This is a genomic window from Acinetobacter sp. ANC 5045, assembly GCF_004331005.1.
Lineage (GTDB): Bacteria > Pseudomonadota > Gammaproteobacteria > Pseudomonadales > Moraxellaceae > Acinetobacter > Acinetobacter towneri.
The window spans coordinates 57,356-77,557 of record NZ_SJNS01000003.1; the positions used below are offsets into that span (position 1 = coordinate 57,356).

Here is a 20,202-nt window from a genome sequence, read left to right on the forward strand (position 1 = left end):
TTCAGTTCCTTTTTTGTTTTGATATTTCATTTCTATACAAAGCCCCCTGAGCGAGACTTAAGCACTAGGCAGAGTGCGATTATTCTTCCTCTCCCCAACCCTCTCCCAAAGGAGAGGGAGAAGGAATTATATTAAATTTTCGCTGCCAATTCAGCACCCTGACGGATTGCGCGTTTGGCATCTAACTCACCTGCTTCTTTCGCCCCACCAATTAAATGCACATTTTTGCCTGCTGCCTGTAATTGCTCATACATAGCGGTGTAAGATTCTTGTCCTGCACAAATCACCACATGATCGATTTCTAACACTGTGCTTTGACCATTGACGGTAATGTGCAAGCCTTGATCATCAATCAAGTCATAACTTGCCCCTGCAATCATTTTAACGTCACGGTTTTTTAAACCTGTACGATGAATCCAGCCTGTTGTTTTACCCAAGCCAGCACCCACGGATGATGCTTTACGTTGCAATAAATAAATTTCACGTGGCGATTCTTCAACTTTTGCTGCTTTTAAACCACCGACATGCGCATAATTGGTATCAATTCCCCATTCATCGTAGAATTTTTCAGGATTTAGACTACCACTTTCACCTTCATGGCTTAAATATTCTGCAGTATCAAAACCAATACCACCAGCGCCAATAATCGCAACACGTTGACCTACAGGCTTACGCTCTTTTAATACCTCAATATAGCTCAGCACTTTAGGGTGATTAATACCTGCGATATCCAATTGACGCGGGGTTACACCTGTTGCCACAACCACATCATCGAAGTCAGCATTGAGCAATTGTTCAAAACTAGCCGTATGATTCAATACCAATTTAATATTCGGTTGCAGCTCAATTTGGCGTTTGAAATAGCGCAAAGTTTCGTAAAACTCTTCTTTACCAGGAATGGTTTTAGCAATATTAAACTGCCCACCAATTTGATTCGATGCTTCAAAAATCGTCACCTGATGCCCACGTTCTGCAGCATAGGTTGCAAAGCTCAAACCTGCAGGCCCTGCACCAATCACCGCAATTTTTTTAGTCTGTGTTGCTTCTTTAAAAATGAGTTCTGTTTCATGGCAAGCACGTGGATTGACCAAACATGAAGCAATCTTCATTGAGAAAATATGGTCTAAACAAGCTTGGTTACAACCAATACATGTGTTGATTTCATCACTGCGACCTTGCTCTGCTTTTTGCACAAAGAAAGCATCTGCCAACATTGGACGTGCCATCGATACCATATCGGCATGTCCTGCAGCCAAAACATGCTCAGCCATTTCAGGGGTGTTAATACGGTTTGAAGTGATCAGTGGCACTTTAACCAAACCTTTTAATTTCTCTGTCACCCATGTAAAAGCTGCGCGAGGGACTTTGGTAGCAATGGTTGGGATACGTGCTTCATGCCAGCCAATCCCTGTATTGATAATGGTTGCACCTGCTTTTTCAATCGCTTGTGCCAATTGCACCACTTCTTCAAAACTCGAACCGCCTTCGACTAAATCCAACATCGACAAGCGGTAAATAATAATAAAGTTTTCACCCACTTCTGCACGGGTACGTTTAACAATTTCAATTGGGAAACGAATACGGTTTTCATAACTGCCGCCCCATTCATCATCACGATGGTTGGTACGCGCAACAATAAACTCATTAATTAAATAGCCTTCCGAACCCATGATTTCGACACCATCATAGCCTGCGTATTGTGCCAATTTGGCACAATTCACAAAGTCGGCAATGGTTTGCTGTACTTCTGCCGATGTTAGTGCATGTGGTTTACTTGGGTTAATCGGTGCCTGAATTGCTGACGGTGCGACAATATCGGGCTGATAGGAATAACGTCCCGTATGTAAAATCTGTAAAGCAATTTTGCCGCCTGCATCATGCACAGCCTGAGTCACCACTTTATGTTTTTCTGCTTCTTGACGAGTATCAAGTTTATTGCCGCCCGCAAAGGTTAAGCCTGCATCATTCGGTGAAATACCACCTGTTACAATCAGCCCAACGCCACCTTTTGCACGCTCTGCATAAAAAGCCGCCATACGTTCGTATCCACCCGGTGCTTCTTCTAGTCCAACGTGCATTGAACCCATTAAGACCCGATTTTTTAAAGTGGTAAAGCCTAAATCTAAAGGCGCAAGTAAATGTGGATAGTCAGACATAGAATCTCCCTGCTGGCAAAAATGCTGGCTGTTTTATGCTTAATGCAACTTGTTGCATACTTTTATATTCTAGATTTAATTTTTATGCAACATGTTGCATAATTAAAGCTGAAAAAAATAAAGTTGCTCTGTTTATGTCGCTCGCTCACGTTTTATTGACCAGTTTAATTGAAAAACCCAGTAACGGTATTGAATTGGCACGCCGTTTTGACCGCTCTATGGGGTTTTTCTGGAATGCGACCCATCAACAAATTTATCGCGAACTAAATACCATGCTGAAAAAAGGTTGGATTTCAACCTTAGAAGATGAAGATTCTAGCAGTCGTAGCAAAACCTATCAGGTAGAAGCTTTGGGGCGGCATGAACTGGCAAACTGGATGGTCGAGCAAAGCCCGCCTGCACAATTACGCGAAGAACTTATGGTACGTTTACGTGCCGAAGCCCAACTTGGCGGCAACAGCGTCTTACCCGAACTAGAACGACATTTGCTGCTTCACAAAGCCAAGTTGCACACCTATCAACAGATTTTTGCCAAAGACTTTAGCCAAGCACCTGCGAACAACCGTACCCTGTATATTCATAAAATGATTTTGCAGCTAGGGATAGATCAGGAAATTGGCTGGATTGAATGGCTAGAAAATGTGATTCCTGAACTGAAAAAGTTTGATGCCGAAGCCTCATCTTAAAAGTATATTTTTAAGTAATAGCAACCACATCAATGTGAAATCAGGGTTGCTCACCATACAGAAATGATCAGGCTATGCTATAAAGAATAACGCATCTTTAATTACAACCATGCAAGGAAATGCTGATGCCTTTTTACCGCATGCCCGATGGCGAAGCTCTATTTGTACGTGAATTTGGTCAAGGTGAGCCTGTGGTTGTGCTTTCAGGTTTAGGCATGCACAGTTGGCAATGGTTGCCATTTCTGTATCAACATAAAAAGCAGTATCGTTTTATTATTCCAGACTGGCGTGGTTTTGGGGGTTCAAACCTGTGTGCCGTTCCAGAACTGGATGCTATTTCGAGCCATTGGCAAGATTTAAACAGTCTGCTTCAACAACAGAACCTGCAACAATTTAAACTGATTGGCTATTCCATGGGGGCAACCACTGCCATGCATGGCATGCAATATGGACAATTGGCTGCGCATTTAAGCAGTTATTTACAAATTGACCAAGCACCAAAAATTGGGGTAGATGAAAACTGGCCTTATGGCTTATTTGGCAATCAACATCAACAATTTAAACAGTTATTGATTCATCTGTCCGAGTTTTTACATGATCACGCGCAATATACTGATATTCAACAAATGGATGTGTTGCAGCGTAAAAACTTAGTCGAACTTTGGCTAGAATTTATAGAATTACAAGCCAGCAATAAAATCAGTCCGTTTTTATTTAAACTGGCCGTCAAACGTCCTGTTTTACAACGCTATATTTTACCTACACAGCGTTTAGATTATTTACGCTGGTATATCGACAATTATTTACACCATCAGGAAGATTATCGTGAGGCTTTAACTCAACTGGGTTGTCCGACAGTCTTTTTTACAGGCGCACAATCGACCTTGTATGCGGCAGAAGGACAACGTCAAGTGGTAGAAGCTATGCCGAATGCGAAACAAGTCATATTTCACCAATCTGGGCATACCCCTTTACTGACCGAACCGTTGAAATTTAATCAGGAAATTAGCCAATTTTTAAAACTAAACAGCTAAAGTAAAACGGTGGAAAATGTGGTTTGCAATATTTTCCACCGTAGCATCATTAGACCTAGATTTAGTTTAGATCTAGATTTAATTGGCAAAAGCCGCGATACCCGTTTGCGCACGACCTAAAATTAGCGCATGCACATCGTGCGTCCCTTCATAGGTATTCACGACTTCCAAATTGACCAAATGCCGCGCCACGCCATATTCATCACTGATACCATTCCCACCAAGCATATCGCGCGCCATACGAGCAATCTCTAAGGCCTTGCCACAGTTGTTGCGTTTAATCAGCGAAGTACCTTCGAGTGAAGCAATACCCTCATCTTTCATACGACCAAAACGTAAAGCAATTTGTAAACCCAGCGCGATTTCGGTTTGCATATCGGCAAGTTTCTTTTGAATGAGCTGATTGGCCGCCAAAGGACGTCCGAACTGAATCCGATCCATCGTATATTGATGCGCAGTATGCCAACAAAACTCAGCCGCACCCATAGCACCCCAAGCAATGCCATAACGTGCACTATTTAAACAAGTGAACGGCCCTTTTAAACCACGCACTTCAGGTAACATATTTTCTTCAGGCACAAAAACATTGTCCATGACAATTTCACCTGTGATTGAAGCGCGTAAACCAACCTTGCCTTGAATGATTGGTGCAGAAAGTCCATCCCAACCTTTTTCTAAAATAAAACCGCGAATATCACCCACTTGCCCATCTGCTGAAACTTCTTTTGCCCACACCACAAATACATCGGCAATTGGACTATTGGTAATCCACATTTTCGCACCGTGTAAACGATAACCGCCAGCAACTTTATGTGCTCTGCTGTTCATACTGCCAGGGTCGGAGCCAAAATCAGGTTCAGTCAGACCGAAACATCCCACCCATTCACCCGAAGCAAGTTTGGGTAAATATTTCTGTTTTTGTGCTTCACTGCCAAACTCATAAATTGGCACCATCACCAATGAGCTTTGTACACTTGCCATAGAACGATAGCCTGAATCGACCCGTTCAATTTCACGTGAAATTAATCCATAACTCACATAATTTAAACCTGCACCGCCATATTGTTCAGGTATGGTTGAGCCTAACAAACCAAGCTCACCCATTTCACGGAAGATGCTGCGATCTACCGTTTCATGTCTAAACTGATCACGTACCCGCGGCAGTAATTTTTCCTGACAATAAGCATAGGCACTATCACGAATCATACGTTCGGTTTCAGTCAATTGCTGTTCAAGCAAAAAAGGATCTTTCCAATCAAATTTCACTTTTTCACTGTGAGTTGCAGGCGTGTGATTTGGCGATGGATTGTGTTGTGACATGGCATCCTCTGCACATTATTATAGGTTCTGGTTCATCAATATTTGATTTTGCAGCGTCATACTACTTTACTTTATGTTCTATCATTAAAATGAAATAACAAGCAATAAAAAGTGAACTTTGATTCAATTATTCAGCAAAGTTATAGACAACACTAAACTTTCACATATTTAGATACTTAAAATTCTGAAAAAATGAGCTGTAGATTTGTGTTTCTATTTTCGGCACTTATACTCAAATCTAACCATCCATCAAGAGAATAAAACATGCGTAAATTAGTGGTTTTTTCGGGTGCAGGTATGAGCGCAGAAAGTGGAATCAACACCTTTAGAGATGGTGATGGCTTATGGGAAAAACATCGCGTGGAGGATGTCGCAAGTCCTGAAGCATGGGCAAGGAATCCTGAATTAGTCCAACGCTTTTATAATGAACGTCGTAAAAACATTCTTAATGCGCAGCCTAACTTGGCGCATCGCTTAATTGCTGAACTTGAAGATGATTTTGATGTACAAGTGATCACCCAAAATATTGATGATTTGCATGAACGTGCAGGCAGTTCAGAAGTTTTGCATTTACACGGCAATATTCGTTTAGCCAAAAGCTCAGGGCCTCATGCACAATACACGACAGAATTTTTTCCAATTGAAGGTGACTCGCTGAACTTGCAACAGGATCTTTGCCCACAAGGCTATCCTTTACGTCCGCATGTGGTCTGGTTTGGCGAAGCAGTTCCTGCCTATGAAGAAGCACTGGATTTGATTCAAGATGCCGATATTTTTATTGTGATTGGTACAAGTTTGGTGGTGTACCCTGTTGCTGGATTAGTACACGAAATTCCTGCAAATTGTCAGGCTTATTATATTGACCCAAAAGCCATGCAAGCCCAACTTCCTGCTCAATTTCAACGGATTTCCAAAACTGCCACTGAGGGCATGCAGCAATTGTTCGATCAATTACATCAAGTTTAAAGTAATTACAGTATCTAAATTTTTCCACTTGTAAGATGTCATCAACATGCTTAGGCTATTTTGACATCTTGCAGGATTGCATCATTTTCATAATAGTTTTAGGTATCTCTTTAAAACTTTGTTACCATCGCTCTTTCTCTGTGTTTGTGATGTTTACTGCATATGACCTCATCTTATCAGCAACAACTTGATGCAAAAGTTGCCCGTATTTCTGCCCAATTTGCCGAATATAACCCGCCTGCCTTGCAAGTATTTGCCTCACCAGAACACAACTACCGTATGCGGGCAGAGTTCCGAATTTGGCATATTGAAGATGATCTGTTTTATGCCATGTTTGAACGCAGTGAAGATAAGCAGAAAAAAGTTATTCGTGTAGATGAGTTTCCGATTGCAGACCGCAGCATTAACTTATTAATGCCAAAGCTGTTAGCCGCCCTGAAAGCCGATCCCGTATTATCGGCTCGTTTATTTGAAGTGCATTTTTTAGCGACTTTAAGTGGCGAAATGTTGGTTTCACTGCTTTATCACCGCAAACTTGAATCTGATTGGGAGCCTGCAGCCCAAGCTTTGAGCAAAGCATTAAACATTAAACTGATTGGACGCAGCCGTGGGCAAAAATTCGTGCTATCCGATGAGTATGTAGTTGAACAATTACAGGTTTTTGAGCGCACTTATACCTATAAGCAAATTGAAAGCAGCTTTACCCAGCCAAACGCGCAAGTTTGCCAAAAAATGCTGGAATGGGCATGTACGGTTGCCGAACATTCTGAGCAAGATTTATTAGAACTTTATTGTGGTAATGGTAACTTTACCCTGCCGCTATCGACTCGTTTCCGTCGTGTACTTGCCACAGAACTGGCTAAATCTTCGGTATATGCAGCGCAGTGGAATATTGAACAAAACCAGATTGAGAATATTCAAGTGGCACGCTTATCGGCTGAAGAGTTTACTCAAGCCTATAACGGTGAGCGTGAATTCCGCCGCTTGCAAGAAGCGAACATTGATCTTGCAAGTTATGATTTTGATACGGTCTTTGTCGATCCGCCACGCGCAGGAATTGATGATGCAACCTTAAAACTCCTACAGCGTTTTAAGCGTATTATTTATATTTCGTGCAACCCAGACACATTGCATGACAATTTAAAAACCTTGTGTCAAAACCATAAAGTGACGCAATTTGCACTGTTTGATCAATTCCCATACACCCATCATGTTGAGTCGGGTGTTTTACTGGAAAAGATTTAAACAATTTGTTGCATTATTCTTCAATATTTACAAGTTCTCCTTTTTAGCACTTGTAAATATTATGATGTAAATGAATCAGTTAAAGCATTACAAGCCCTTTAACTGTCATAATTTCGTTAAAAAAATGCAATATCATCGAAAATTCTGCAACTCGATTGCTGCTTTTATCACTTAGGTCGACTTGATTTATTTTTTATATTGGCTATATTTCGATCTATGTTAGGTTGTGAATGAAGGCTCTATGAGTTTTTGGCAAAAGTTGTTCTCTACAGAACAGCAAAACGAGCATAAAAATCAAATTGCTTGTGTTGAAAATGATTGCTCTTGCAAGACAAATGAACAACTTCTCGAAGCTTTAACCAAAGCCACAGATGAAGATGTCATTATCGGGATTAAGAAGGTTCTCGCTTCGCGAGGTTATAGCCGCAAAGAGTTAAATGAACTCCAGCATCTACCATTCCAGTAATGGAATATGATAAAAAAGGCATTTAGTTGAACTAAGTGCCTTTTTTAATTGCTTCAAATATATTGGCACTTAAAACAATAAATTTTATAAATCTTAATACGTGCTTGAGCTTGCACAAAAACGCTAATCTTTTCAAACGCAGTCAATCATATCTTCATAATCATGCGCTAATATTTCTACACATAATCATCACACCAATAAATTCGAATTATTCAAACAGAGAAAATGACAATGAAAAAAACTAGCCTTAGCTGTCTTGCCCTACTCAGCCTAAGTTTAACAGCCTGTAGCCCAATGCCGAAAGAATGTGCCGAAACTTGGGAGAAAATGGAAAGTTTTGCTAAAAACATGGGTATTTCAGATGAGCAACTTAAACAACAAAAAAAGCAATTTGAAAATGAAGTCAAACAAATGAAAAGCGAAGAAGCAGTCAAAATCTGCAGGATGCAAGGCACAGCCTTAGGTTTTATTGGACAATAAATTCAGCCAAGCCAAAACCAAATTCCAATGTTAGGGTTTACAGCCTTGATGATCTATATAAGCTAAAATTGGACCTAAATTGCGATGTGGATGAGTATGACGTTGTAATTGCGGAATATACGCTGTAGAAATCGAACCATCTAAATACAAGGCATTTGGCGTTTGCAGCTCATCTTTAAAAAAGGTGGCAAATTGATGAAAATTCACAGGCGTGTTACTAATCACAAAGTACAGGCTTTGGTCTTTTAACCCAACTCCATTTCTAATTTTATAAGAAGTACTGTCTGCCAAAAAATGGGAGTTTAACTGGTGATTGACAACCAACATAGGGCCAGACTGTGTCGCATAATGCGCTTTGAACGCTTGATTGGCATATTGTTGGGTTGTGCCTAAAAACACCCGTTGATGATTCCACGCCAGTACACCATTGGGCTGAATTAAAAAATTCCCCCATCCCTGTTGCTGTCGGTTCAGCTTTTTAAGTTGTCGTCCTTGTTCCACATACAAACCCACAGGCGAATAATCTGGATGAAACATGCCTGCATTCATGGCAAATTGCATGTTTTCACAAGACTGTAGATTTTTTTGTAATTGTGAAATTTGCTGATACGGTTTCCCTTGCTGATCTTTCAGATATAAGCCTAGCTGTGACAACTGCGTCACTTCCACTACATCTACATTAATTTTACTGTTATTGACCGTCCATGCGCGAATTTCCGCCTGTGCAGCAGGCGTCCAGAATAAATAACTGAGTAATAAGTACTTCCACCGAGAACGAAACATTATCATCTCCATACCTGCTATGTTACAAATTGTGCATATAACTGAATGGGTTATCGCATATTTGCGTCAGACGCAGTACACTATAAAACCTAATTTCTTTTCTCTACTCATGTTACTTTATTGGTCAAGCGTACGATGCTCAAGCAGAAAACACGATTTCCTTTAGGGGCACATTTAATTGTGAAACATTTCGGCTATAGCCATCATGGCATCTATGCTGGGCGTGGTCGCGTGATTCACTATTCGGGTTTCGCACATCTTTTCAAAAAACACCCGATTGAAATGACCAGTATTGAAAAGTTTAGTCACGGCAAAAATATTATTGTGCAGTCGTATCATGCGCCCAAGTATAAAGGCCGCAAAGTGGTGCGTCGTATGCGTTCTAGAATGCACGAAAATAATTATCATCTGATTATGAATAACTGTGAACATTTATGCACTTGGGCTATTACAGGTGTAGAAAGCAGTCCGCAAGTATTTAAGATGATGGATCGTTTGACCACCATTGGGTATGTCAGCTCATTGATGAGTTATATGAATAGTATGATGCTGACCCTGACCACCACTTGCTTTGCTTTAGTGCTCTATATTAAGAAGAAACTACGCGACAAAGCCAAAATGCAGTTACCGCAAATCCTGATGAAGCAGGAACAACATAAAAACCGCTAATGCTGCCATTTTAGCGACACTGTGTATCTTATAAAATATTTTAAAGACAAAATCAAAAGCCCAACCTGAATTGATCAAATTGGGCTTTTATATTACAAGCTAAAACCTAAATAAGATTTTACTTACCCGGCTTAAAGCTGTCTTTTAAGTCTAAAATACGGTTAAACACAGGTTTCTCTGCTGTATGGTCGTATTGATCTGCAACAAAATAACCTTCTCGTTCAAATTGGAAACGATCTTCAGGTTGTGCTTTTGCCAATGCAGGTTCAACAATGGCTTGTACCACCGTCAATGATTCAGGGTTTAGATTCGCCAAGAAATCATCGCCCACTTCTGGGTCAGATTCGGTAAATAAGCGATCATATAAGCGAACTTCTGCCGCAACGCCTTTACTTGCAGAGACCCAGTGAATCACGCCTTTTACTTTACGACCTTCTGGGTTTTTGCCCAAAGTTTCAGGGTCAATTGAACATTTCAGCTCAATGACTTCGCCGTTAGCATCTTTAATCACTTCATCACACTTGATTACATAAGCATGACGTAAACGTACTTCTCCTTCAGGCACTAAACGCTTAAAGCCTTTAGGCGGCACTTCTTCAAAGTCTTTACGGTCAATGTAAATTTCAGAAGTCAGCGGAATGATACGTTCACCCATATCTACATTTGGATGACGTGCATGGACCAAATCTAATGCTTCTGGCAAGTTAGTCAAAGTCACTTTAAGTGGATTTAACACCGCCATACCACGTGCTGCAGTATTTTCCAATGACTGACGGATGCAATATTCAAGCATTGCCACATCCACAATACCATCCGACTTAGACACACCTACACGCTTACAGAAATCACGCAAACCTTCTGGTGTAAAGCCACGACGACGCATACCTACCACTGTTGGCATACGTGGGTCATCCCAACCATTCACAAAACCGCCTTCAACCAATTTACGCAATTTACGCTTAGATGTGATGGTGTAATCAATATTCAAACGGCTAGATTCATACTGACGCGGCACAGCCTCGGATTTCACCTTTTCCACCACCCAATCATAGAATGGACGATGGTCTTGGAATTCTAAAGTACATAGTGAATGAGTAATGCCTTCAATGGCATCTGATAATGGATGCGCATAATCATACATTGGGTACATTTTCCATTTATCGCCCGTTTGGTGATGCGATGAATGTAAAACACGATACAAAATCGGATCACGCATGTGTACGTTTGGTGAAGCCATATCAATTTTGGCACGGAGTACTGCCTGACCTTCGCCTAATTCACCATTGCGCATTTTTTCAAATAAAGCCAAGTTTTCTGCTACTGGCGTATCACGATATGGCGAATTTTTACCCGGCTCTACAAAAGAACCACGATTGAGCTTAATCTCATCAGGGGTTTGCAAATCGACATAAGCATCGCCTTGTTCGATCAGCTGAATTGCCCATGTATATAATTGATCGAAATAGCTTGATGCATAGCGTGGTTCGCCATTCCACTCAAAACCCAGCCATTTCACGTCATTGGCAATACCATCAACATATTCTTGTTCTTCTGCATCTGGGTTGGTGTCATCAAAACGTAAGTTACACACCCCTTGATATTCTTGTGCGATGCCAAAGTTCAAGCAAATTGCTTTCACGTGACCAATATGCAAATAACCATTCGGCTCAGGTGGAAAACGTGTCACCACCTGCTGAGTGCGACCCGCCGCAATATCATCGGTAATGACTTGACGTATAAAGTCTAAGCCCGGCTGTTGTTCTTGCTGCACAGCATCGACAGAGGCATTTGAACTTGGTGTCGGGGTGTTTGGCAGAGATGCAACAACATCATTTGGCTTCATAGCAATAAAATCACTTCTAAAATAAAATTGGATAAACTAGGTTACAGAAACTTCAGTAGTGAAGCATACGTCACCCATTAGAACGCTTTTCCTTGTTTTTAACAAAGAAAATAACGTTTTTACTTGCCTTGTAGTTTACAGTTTGCTTATGCTTCTCTCAACCAAAAAACCCATGGCATTCGTGTCCATGTTTAGGAGATTACACAATGAGTTTTCCTCAAGTCGAATTAAACACCAATAAAGGTCGTATTGTTTTAGAATTGAACGCTGAAAAAGCACCAATTACAGTTGCTAACTTCTTAGAATACGTTCGTGATGGTTTTTATGACGGCGTAATTTTCCACCGTGTTATTGATGGTTTCATGATCCAAGGCGGTGGCATGGATGAAAACTTCAAAGAAAAAGCAACACGTGATGCGATTGAAAACGAAGCAGACAACGGCTTAAGCAACGATGTTGGTACAATTGCAATGGCACGTACCCAAGCACCTCACTCTGCTTCTGCACAGTTCTTCATTAACGTAAAAAATAACTCTTTCTTAAACCACACAGGCAAAACTGCACAAGGTTGGGGTTATGCCGTGTTTGGTAAAGTTGTTGAAGGTATGGACGTTGTAGATGCAATTAAAGGCGTGCGTACTGGCAACCGTGGTTATCACGCAGATGTTCCACTAGAAAATGTGGTGATTGAATCTGCAAAAATCATTGCTGAATAAGAATCTTACCCGACCTCGCTTACGCACATCATTTTAAAGTACTGCTTTAAAATTCGTTTAGGGAGGAGAAATCCCTCTTTTAAAAGAGGGATTTCGGGAGATTCCAAGGAATAATTCGTGACCTATCTGTTTATCGCAGATTTACACTTGTCACCAAATCACCCTCGACTTGTTCGGGGGTTTTTAGATTTGCTAGACGCTTATCAAAATAAAAACACCCAACTGTATATTTTAGGCGACTGGTTTAATGCATGGATTGGCGATGATTACACCGCAGCGTGGCTCGATGAAGTTGTTGCACGTTTAAAGCAATTTAGCCAAGCAGGTAATCAAATTTACTTTATTGTCGGCAATCGTGATTTCGCTTTGGGTCAGAAATTTTTAGATCAGTTTTCAGGACAACTCCTGCCCGATGTGTACACGCTGCATATTGGTTCTCAACAGGTACGTTTAGAACATGGCGATGCACTGTGTACCGATGATGTGTCCTATCAAAAATTCCGTAAAATCATTCGCAATCCCATCATTTTAGGGATTTTAAAGAAAACACCTTTGGCTTTTCGGCAAAAACTTGCACAAGGTTTCCGCAAAAAAAGTCAGCAAGCCAATCAAGTCAAAAGTTATGACGTCATGGACGTAAATGCAGATGCTGTGTCACAAGCCTTGCAGCATGCAGATGTGTTAATTCATGGGCATACGCATCGTCCAAATATTCACAATGAACACGGCAAACCTAGAATTGTATTAGGCGATTGGCGCGCAGATGCTGCACAAATTTTAGTAGTTGAACCAAATCAAGCCTTAGCAACTTGGCAACTGAGCAGCTGGAACTATTAAGCCCAACATCTTTACATAAAAATAATGGATACAACGCTAAAGGTACTTCGTCAGGTACACCAAACTAAAATCTACTTAGTTAGCAGATTAATACCCACCTTCCGTTTTAATCACTTCGGCATCAGCTTTATATTTAGCCAACAACTCACGCAGCGAAGTCATCAACACACTGGTATCTACCCCAACTGCCACAAATTCTGTGCCTAAATCCAAATACTTTTGTGTCACTTCATGTTGGGTCGATAAAATCCCTGCTGCTTTGCCTGCTGCACGAATCCGTTGAATCGCATCGACCACAGCGGCTTGTACTTCTGGATGGTTCGGATTGCCTTCATAACCCATCGTGGCAGATAAATCCACCGCACCAATAAACGCCCCATCAATCCCATCGACTTGTAAAATAGCATCCAGATTTTCTAAACCTGTGACCGATTCAATTTGAATGAGCAAACAAATATTTTCATGCGCTGTCGCGTAATAATTTGGAATACTGTTCCAGCGAGTTGCACGTGCTAAAGCTGCGCCTACGCCGCGAATACCTTCAGGTGGATAACGTACCGCTTTGACCATCAACTCAGCGTGTTCAACGCTTTCAACCATAGGAATCAGCAAAGTTTGTACGCCAATATCCAACAGTTGTTTAATGAGTTGCACACTGCCAATCGGCGGGCGCACCACCGCTTGAGAGGGATAAGCCGCAATACTTTGTAATTGTGACAAAGTGGTTCTTAAATCACTTGGTGCATGTTCCCCATCAATTAAAAGCCAGTCATAGCCTGCATTGGCGGCAATTTCAGTGCCATACGCATCTGCTAAACCTACCCATAAGCCAATTTGCTGCTGAGTTTTTAATTTACGCTTAAAATAATTGATATATTCCATCCATACACCTTTGGGATGCACCATGCTCAAGTTTATATTTAACGCCTATTTGCTATAAACAACCAATAGTGAAAACGTCTTGCATGATTGAATTTAACACTAAGTTTAAAGATGTTTATGTCGTGCTCATCTCATCTTAACCGCATAAATAGCACATGGATTCATTCCGTTAGCATAGCGAGGCATGTTAAGCTTTTGGCGCACACCTGCCCCAAATATAGTCTTTAAATGGAGATGATTCATGGATTTGCTCAACGTTGCACAAACTCGTTATACGACCAAAGCCTATGATGCGAGTCGCACTATTCCTGCAGAACAATTTGAGCGTTTATTAGAAATTCTGCGTTTAGCACCATCTTCCATTAATATTCAGCCGTGGCATTTTTTTATTGCAGATCGCCCTGAAGCCAAACAACGTATTGCTAAAGCTTTAGTTGGAAAGTACGCCTATAACGCCCCTAAAGTTTTAGATGCTTCGCATACCATTTTATTTTGCACCAAAGCTGACATTAGCGAATTACATTTAGAAAACCTGCTTAATCAGGATGCTGCTAGTGGACGCTTTAAAGATGAAGCCGCTAAACAAGGTCAGAAAGACAGCCGCACAGGTTATGTCGATTACTACCGCAATGAAAAAGGCGATATTCAGCGTTGGGCAGAAAATCAAACCTTTATTGCACTCGGACAAATGCTTTTGGCTGCAGGCATTGAAGGAATTGACGCAACGCCAATTGGTGGTTTTGATGAAGCAATTTTAACTCAAGAACTGCAACTAACTGAGCAAGGACTGATTCCTTCGGTTTTATTGTGTTTAGGCTATCGTAGTGAACAAGATTTTAATGCCAAACTGCCAAAATCACGCCTTGATAAACGCGAGATTTTCACGCAACTGTAAAACAAACATGCGATAACACTAGGGACAAAATTTGTCCCTATTTTTTGGTCTGAATTTTGCTTTATCTATATTTGCAATCTGTACTCAATCTCTATCAAAAATAAAAATGAGGTGTATGATGCTCAATTTAATGCCGCTAAAACTAGAATGCCGACGTTGTAAAAAACTGTATTTATATCAAGCCAAACCAAGCTATCCAACCCTGCGCTGCCCGATCTGCGATAGAACCACAATGCTGCATGGTCTTGCAGAAACTGCAGATTTATTGCGACATCCTTTTCGCTTTATGTTGAGTTATCTTAAACCGTCATGGCATAAGCGAGGCAAAGCACACTAAGCAATGCCAAGCCTAGCCCAATAGTGGTCGTGCTTTTCAGCTTTTCTTTAAAGAACAATACTCCACTGATCACGCCAAATAGCACCACTAAAATATTCATCCCTGCAAATACCACTGCAGGGCTGTCTTTGAGCAGCATGTGAGCTTTGACATACAAGGCAATATTGGCAAAATTCAGTGCACCCAAAATTAAACCTGCACTGATATTTTGCATACTGCCCATGCTTTTATCGCGGATTAAGATATAAGCCATCGCCAAAACAAAAGCACATACAAACATCAAATTCAGCGCAACTGCAAATTGCAGTCCTAAACCTGTGCTGTATTTAAGCAAAACATCAATCAGTGCATAACCCAGCCAAACACAGCTCAAATATAAGATGCCTTGTTGCGCTTTAGCAGACTGCACTGCAGCACGATGCGAATACAAAATGCATAAGACCGCGATAATCCCAAGCGCAATTCCCACAATTTTCAGTTGGCTAAAATTTTCCTGAAAAATAAAATAAGCGGCTGCTAAAGACAAAACCACTGACAAACGCTGTGCAATTTCAGTTTTTAAAATACCTGCGCTGTCCAACGATTTTGCTAATGCTAAAAAGACACTGGGCAACAACACACCCAAACTAATAATGAGCCACCACGGCGTATGTTGGATTGAGATCGTGCCCAAGTTGGGTTTAAACCAGTAAAAACACAACACACTGGCACTGACATAATTCCATGTAATCATCTGCATGGGGTTAAAACCCTGCGTTTTGCAGACTTTTAATAAAATAGAGACCAGTACACTACAAAAGGCTGCGGCTACAATCAGTTCCATGACACGCTCGAGGATTGTTTTTGTTCTTGATTGGAAGTTGTGGACTCATCAGTAAAAAGCCCACAAGGACTGTGGGCTTTCGAGTTCTTAATTAAATTAAGAATTATTTGTAACGTTCAACCATTTTCTCTAAAGAAATTGGGCGAATTTTGTCTGCATTACCTGCAGTACCAAATGCTTCATAACGGTCTATACAAATTTGTTTCATTGCATCTACAGTTTTTGCGAAGAATTTACGTGGGTCAAATTCGCTTGGTTGTTCTGCCATCATACGGCGCATTGCACCAGTAGAAGCTAAACGTAAATCTGTATCGATGTTGATTTTACGCACACCATGCTTAATTGCTTCAACCAATTGCTCAACAGGTACACCATAAGTTTCTTTGATGTCACCGCCGTATTGGTTAATCACCGCCAACCATTCTTGTGGTACAGAGCTAGAGCCGTGCATTACAAGGTGTGTATTTGGCAACGCAGCATTAATTTCTTTAATACGGTCAATTGCAAGAATATCGCCTGTAGGTGGACGAGTAAACTTGTATGCACCGTGCGAAGTACCAACAGCAATCGCTAAAGCATCCACATTAGTATCTGCAACGAAGCTACGTGCTTCTTCAACAGATGTTAACAATTGAGAGTGGTCAAGTACGCCTTCTGCGCCCACGCCATCTTCTTCACCTGCCATACCTGTTTCAAGACTACCTAAACAGCCAATCTCACCTTCAACCGATACACCACACGCATGCGCCATTTGCACAGTACGACGCGTCACTTCGACGTTGTATTCATACGACGTTGGTGTTTTACCATCTTCACCCAAAGAACCATCCATCATTACTGATGAAAAGCCTAGTTGGATCGAACGCTGACATACATCAGGGCTTGTACCATGGTCTTGGTGCATAACCACTGGAATATGTGGCCACTCTTCAATTGCAGCCAAAATCAGGTGACGCAAGAATGGCGCACCTGCATATTTACGCGCACCTGCCGAAGCTTGAACAATTACAGGTGAATTGGTTGCATCTGCGGCTAACATAATTGCGCGCATTTGTTCTAAGTTGTTGACGTTAAACGCTGGAACGCCGTAAGCATGTTCACCGGCATGATCCAAGAGCTGGCGCAATGAAATAAGAGCCATAATATCCTCCCAAATAATGTTGGTTATTCTACCCTGTGATTTGTTTCAATTCAGCAACAAATCGCCTTTTTCAAAAAAAAGTCCCTGCAAAAGCAGGGACTTTTAAACAAATTACTACAATTTGTCGTTTTTCAGCACTTATTGCGCTTCAGAAGCAGCAACTTCTGTGTCTGCAGTCGCAACGTCAGCAGGTGCATTTGCAACGTCTTCAGGAATATCGGTGTTGCCTTCATCCAAGATTGGTTGGTCAATTGCGTCGATTGCAGCTTGTTGTTCTGGTGTAACTTGAGCGTTATCTACAACTGCAGAAGATGCATCAGTTTCAGTCGCAGGTGCGCTTTCTTTTTTTGCACAAGCAGTCAAGGCTAAAGATGCAGCAATTAAAGCAGCAAGTGTTAGTTTTTGAATCATCGTCATTTCCTACAGTTAGGTCATTCATTTACTACAGTTTATTGCATATTTATGACATTTTGATGACTACGGCATGACATAAATATAAAAAAGTTGACCGAAGTCAACCTTTTTAAAAATTATTGATAAATTTTCTAGATTTAAGCGCGTTCTAATAATACCGCAACTGCAGGTAAGGTTTTACCTTCTACAAATTCAAGGAATGCACCTCCACCTGTAGAGATATAGCCGATTTTGTCTGCAACTTCATACTTGTCAATTGCAGCTAAAGTGTCACCACCGCCTGCAATAGAGAAACCTGCAGATTCTGCAATCGCCAATGAAAGTGCTTTCGTACCTTCACCAAATTGATCAACTTCAAATACACCCACTGGGCCATTCCAAAGAATTGTTTTTGAAGTTTTTAAAATTTCAGCAAATGCTTTTGCAGTTTCTGGGCCTACGTCTAAAATCATATCGTTGTCTGCAACATCTTCAACTTTTTTCACAGTTGCTTTCGCTGCTGCCAATGAACCCAAGAAATCTTCAAAATTAATTTCAGCGGCATCTGCAACTACAACATCGGTTGGCAGTGGTACAGAAACTTTTGCGGCAATTGCTTTGGCAGTGTCAATCAAATCATTTTCACATAATGATTTGCCCACGTTATAGCCTGCTGCAGCAAGGAAAGTATTGGCAATACCACCGCCTACAATTAATTGATCGCAAATATCAGACAATGAAGTCAATACATCTAACTTAGTCGATACTTTAGAACCTGCAACAATCGCCACCATTGGTTTTTCAGGTGTTTTTAAGGCACGACCCAAAGCATCTAATTCCGCAGCCAATAATGGGCCTGCTGCTGCCACTGGTGCTAAACGTGCAACGCCTTCAGTAGAGGCTTCTGCACGGTGCGCGGTACCAAATGCATCCATCACAAATACATCACACAATGCTGCATATTTAGCGGCAAGTTCTGGGTTGTTTTTCTTTTCACCGTGGTTAAAACGGCAGTTTTCCAATAAAACGACTTGACCAGGAGCAACGTCTACACCATCTAAATAGTCAGTGATCAGTTGAACATCTTGACCTAATGCTTGGGTTAAATACGCAGCTACAGGTGCTAAAGATTGTTCAGCTTTTGGCTCACCTTCAACAGGACGACCTAAGTGAGAATACACCATCACTGCTGCACCTTTGGCAACAGCAGCTTGAATCGTTGGCAATGCCGCACGTAAACGTGCATCGCTGGTGATCACACCATTTTTAACAGGTACGTTTAAATCTTCACGAATAAGGACACGCTTACCTGCTAAATCGAGGTCAGTCATACGCTGAAAGTTCATGTATAGCTCACTTTATTGATATCAAAACGCCACGATTTTAAATGATTATGCAGAAAAAGGTTAGCAACTTTTGTAGAATTGCTGTTTAAAGCAAAAGTTTTGATTATGATAGAGAAAAGCCACCATCTTTCTCGCACTTATGTCTATTCATCCTGATCCAAATATCAATCGTTTAAATGTTTTGGGCGAATCTCTCGCCAGTTGTTGCTTTGATCCTATTACTGGATATTTTCGTAACGGTTTTTGTCATACCGCCCCAACCGATTTAGGTCAGCACACCGTTTGTGCACAAATGACCTCTGATTTTTTAAATTTCTCGCAAAAAATTGGCAATGATTTAATCACGCCAGTACCAGAAGTTGGTTTTAACGGCTTACAACCGGGTGATTTCTGGTGTATTTGCGTCACCCGTTGGGTTGAAGCCTATCAGGCAGGTCAAGCACCACCAATTAAAATTCAAGCCTGTCATCAGTCAGTATTGTCTTATGTGCCTTTAGATATTTTGATGGATTATGCGGTGTGATGATCTGATGCAACATCCTGAAATTATTTTAGCGTCTGGCAGTCAAACTCGTCAGCAATTGATGAATCGTCTGCATTTGGCGTATAAGTCAATTTCACCTGATATTGATGAATCTGCACAGGGTGAATTGCATGCAGATAATTTGGCGCGACGCTTGGCTTTTGAAAAAGCACACTGTATTACGCAGCAATATCCTGATGCAATTGTAATTGGTTCAGATCAAGTGGCATGGCGTGAACAGCAGCCAGATATTTTTATAGGTAAACCGCTCACTTCAGAAAAAGCCATACAACAATTACAAGCCAATTCAGGTCAAACGGTTTATTTCAGCACTGCGCTGAGTGTGCAGCAGCAATCTAAAGGCTTTGAACAAACAGTTGTAGAACACTACACCGTTAAATTCCGCAACTTAACCGACAATGAAATTGCACGATATGTTGCAAAGGAACAACCGCTACATTGTGCAGGTAGTTTTATGTGCGAAGGTTTAGGTATTAGTCTGTTTGAAGCCATGCAAGGCAATGACCAAACTACTTTGATGGGTCTGCCGATGATTCAGTTATGCCGCATGTTAAGAATGCTGAATATTCAGGTTCCTTAAGTTTAAAACTGTGTAATTTAACAGCCGTGAATATTTATAAAGACTATAAATCACCTTGCC

General features: G+C 41.1%; 22 protein-coding genes. 13 read left to right on the plus strand and 9 right to left on the minus strand.

The features are described from left to right. Positions 1 to 131: 131 nt before the first annotated feature. Complete coding sequence (locus E0H79_RS04205) at positions 132 to 2,156, minus strand: NADPH-dependent 2,4-dienoyl-CoA reductase (protein ID WP_131260893.1); 2,025 nt, start codon at positions 2,154 to 2,156, stop codon at positions 132 to 134. Between the two features lie 134 nt (positions 2,157 to 2,290). Between E0H79_RS04205 and E0H79_RS04210 the strand changes: the two genes are divergently transcribed. Beyond that, entirely contained in the window at positions 2,291 to 2,842 is a 552-nt protein-coding gene (locus E0H79_RS04210; RefSeq protein ID WP_004973333.1) for a PadR family transcriptional regulator, read from the plus strand. Between the two features lie 125 nt (positions 2,843 to 2,967). Beyond that, a complete protein-coding gene (locus tag E0H79_RS04215; protein ID WP_096900864.1) occupies positions 2,968 to 3,876 on the plus strand; it encodes an alpha/beta fold hydrolase in 909 nt (302 codons plus the stop codon). A gap of 78 nt (positions 3,877 to 3,954) precedes the next feature. Here E0H79_RS04215 and E0H79_RS04220 read toward each other — a convergent pair whose 3' ends face one another. Continuing rightward, entirely contained in the window at positions 3,955 to 5,196 is a 1,242-nt protein-coding gene (locus tag E0H79_RS04220; protein WP_131260895.1) for an acyl-CoA dehydrogenase, read from the minus strand. Positions 5,197 to 5,460: 264 nt separating this feature from the next. On the opposite strand from E0H79_RS04220, the gene E0H79_RS04225 reads away from it, so the two are divergent. The 4 genes from E0H79_RS04225 (at position 5,461) to E0H79_RS04240 (ending at position 8,353) form a co-directional block, all read left to right on the plus strand. Then, entirely contained in the window at positions 5,461 to 6,162 is a 702-nt protein-coding gene (locus tag E0H79_RS04225; RefSeq protein ID WP_004973326.1) for an SIR2 family NAD-dependent protein deacylase, read from the plus strand. 162 nt (positions 6,163 to 6,324) lie between these two features. Continuing rightward, a complete protein-coding gene (trmA, locus tag E0H79_RS04230; RefSeq protein WP_131260897.1) occupies positions 6,325 to 7,407 on the plus strand; it encodes a tRNA (uridine(54)-C5)-methyltransferase TrmA in 1,083 nt (360 codons plus the stop codon). A 241-nt stretch (positions 7,408 to 7,648) separates the two neighbouring features. Next, on the plus strand, positions 7,649 to 7,873 hold the full coding sequence (locus tag E0H79_RS04235) for a hypothetical protein (protein ID WP_004973321.1): 225 nt from the start codon (positions 7,649 to 7,651) through the stop codon (positions 7,871 to 7,873). A gap of 231 nt (positions 7,874 to 8,104) precedes the next feature. After that, entirely contained in the window at positions 8,105 to 8,353 is a 249-nt protein-coding gene (locus E0H79_RS04240; protein WP_004973320.1) for a hypothetical protein, read from the plus strand. Between the two features lie 30 nt (positions 8,354 to 8,383). On the opposite strand, the gene E0H79_RS04245 is transcribed toward E0H79_RS04240, so the two are convergent. Beyond that, positions 8,384 to 9,136 carry a phosphodiester glycosidase family protein gene (locus E0H79_RS04245; RefSeq protein ID WP_228258769.1) on the minus strand — a complete coding sequence of 251 codons (753 nt, stop codon included), beginning with the start codon at positions 9,134 to 9,136 and terminating at the stop codon, positions 8,384 to 8,386. 135 nt (positions 9,137 to 9,271) lie between these two features. On the opposite strand from E0H79_RS04245, the gene E0H79_RS04250 reads away from it, so the two are divergent. Next, positions 9,272 to 9,805, plus strand: coding sequence for a lecithin retinol acyltransferase family protein (locus E0H79_RS04250; RefSeq protein ID WP_096900868.1), 534 nt, complete (start codon positions 9,272 to 9,274; stop codon positions 9,803 to 9,805). Positions 9,806 to 9,923: 118 nt separating this feature from the next. On the opposite strand, the gene E0H79_RS04255 is transcribed toward E0H79_RS04250, so the two are convergent. Next, entirely contained in the window at positions 9,924 to 11,648 is a 1,725-nt protein-coding gene (locus E0H79_RS04255) for a glutamine--tRNA ligase/YqeY domain fusion protein (protein ID WP_131260901.1), read from the minus strand. 206 nt (positions 11,649 to 11,854) lie between these two features. Here E0H79_RS04255 and E0H79_RS04260 point away from each other — a divergent pair, with 206 nt between their 5' ends. After that, complete coding sequence (locus E0H79_RS04260; protein ID WP_004973310.1) at positions 11,855 to 12,364, plus strand: peptidylprolyl isomerase; 510 nt, start codon at positions 11,855 to 11,857, stop codon at positions 12,362 to 12,364. Between the two features lie 117 nt (positions 12,365 to 12,481). Further along, entirely contained in the window at positions 12,482 to 13,201 is a 720-nt protein-coding gene (locus E0H79_RS04265; RefSeq protein ID WP_131260903.1) for a UDP-2,3-diacylglucosamine diphosphatase, read from the plus strand. An 87-nt stretch (positions 13,202 to 13,288) separates the two neighbouring features. Here the strand turns inward: E0H79_RS04265 and hpaI are convergent, their stop codons facing one another. Beyond that, on the minus strand, positions 13,289 to 14,083 hold the full coding sequence (gene hpaI, locus E0H79_RS04270) for a 4-hydroxy-2-oxoheptanedioate aldolase (protein WP_131260905.1): 795 nt from the start codon (positions 14,081 to 14,083) through the stop codon (positions 13,289 to 13,291). A gap of 241 nt (positions 14,084 to 14,324) precedes the next feature. On the opposite strand from hpaI, the gene nfsB reads away from it, so the two are divergent. Together nfsB and E0H79_RS04280 are read left to right on the plus strand one after the other, a co-directional pair. Next, positions 14,325 to 14,978, plus strand: coding sequence for an oxygen-insensitive NAD(P)H nitroreductase (nfsB, locus tag E0H79_RS04275; protein ID WP_004973304.1), 654 nt, complete (start codon positions 14,325 to 14,327; stop codon positions 14,976 to 14,978). 115 nt (positions 14,979 to 15,093) lie between these two features. Then, positions 15,094 to 15,315: a hypothetical protein gene (locus E0H79_RS04280; protein WP_081402487.1), complete on the plus strand. Its 222-nt coding sequence runs from the start codon at positions 15,094 to 15,096 to the stop codon at positions 15,313 to 15,315. Here the strand turns inward: E0H79_RS04280 and E0H79_RS04285 are convergent. From E0H79_RS04285 to E0H79_RS04300, 4 genes are all read right to left on the minus strand, one after another. Further along, positions 15,278 to 16,138: a DMT family transporter gene (locus E0H79_RS04285; RefSeq protein WP_131260907.1), complete on the minus strand. Its 861-nt coding sequence runs from the start codon at positions 16,136 to 16,138 to the stop codon at positions 15,278 to 15,280. The two genes, E0H79_RS04280 and E0H79_RS04285, sit on opposite strands and share 38 nt — an antisense overlap. A gap of 103 nt (positions 16,139 to 16,241) precedes the next feature. Next, positions 16,242 to 17,279 (minus strand): class II fructose-bisphosphate aldolase, encoded by a 1,038-nt coding sequence (gene fba, locus E0H79_RS04290; RefSeq protein WP_131260909.1) that lies wholly within the window; start codon positions 17,277 to 17,279, stop codon positions 16,242 to 16,244. Positions 17,280 to 17,417: 138 nt separating this feature from the next. After that, positions 17,418 to 17,690: a hypothetical protein gene (locus E0H79_RS04295; RefSeq protein WP_131260911.1), complete on the minus strand. Its 273-nt coding sequence runs from the start codon at positions 17,688 to 17,690 to the stop codon at positions 17,418 to 17,420. Between the two features lie 140 nt (positions 17,691 to 17,830). Further along, positions 17,831 to 19,018 (minus strand): phosphoglycerate kinase, encoded by a 1,188-nt coding sequence (locus E0H79_RS04300; protein WP_004973295.1) that lies wholly within the window; start codon positions 19,016 to 19,018, stop codon positions 17,831 to 17,833. A gap of 139 nt (positions 19,019 to 19,157) precedes the next feature. Between E0H79_RS04300 and E0H79_RS04305 the strand changes: the two genes are divergently transcribed. Both E0H79_RS04305 and E0H79_RS04310 read left to right on the plus strand, forming a co-directional pair. After that, a complete protein-coding gene (locus E0H79_RS04305) occupies positions 19,158 to 19,541 on the plus strand; it encodes a DUF2237 family protein (protein WP_004973294.1) in 384 nt (127 codons plus the stop codon). 7 nt (positions 19,542 to 19,548) lie between these two features. After that, on the plus strand, positions 19,549 to 20,142 hold the full coding sequence (locus E0H79_RS04310; RefSeq protein WP_131261004.1) for a Maf family protein: 594 nt from the start codon (positions 19,549 to 19,551) through the stop codon (positions 20,140 to 20,142). The last annotated feature ends 60 nt before the right edge of the window (positions 20,143 to 20,202 follow it).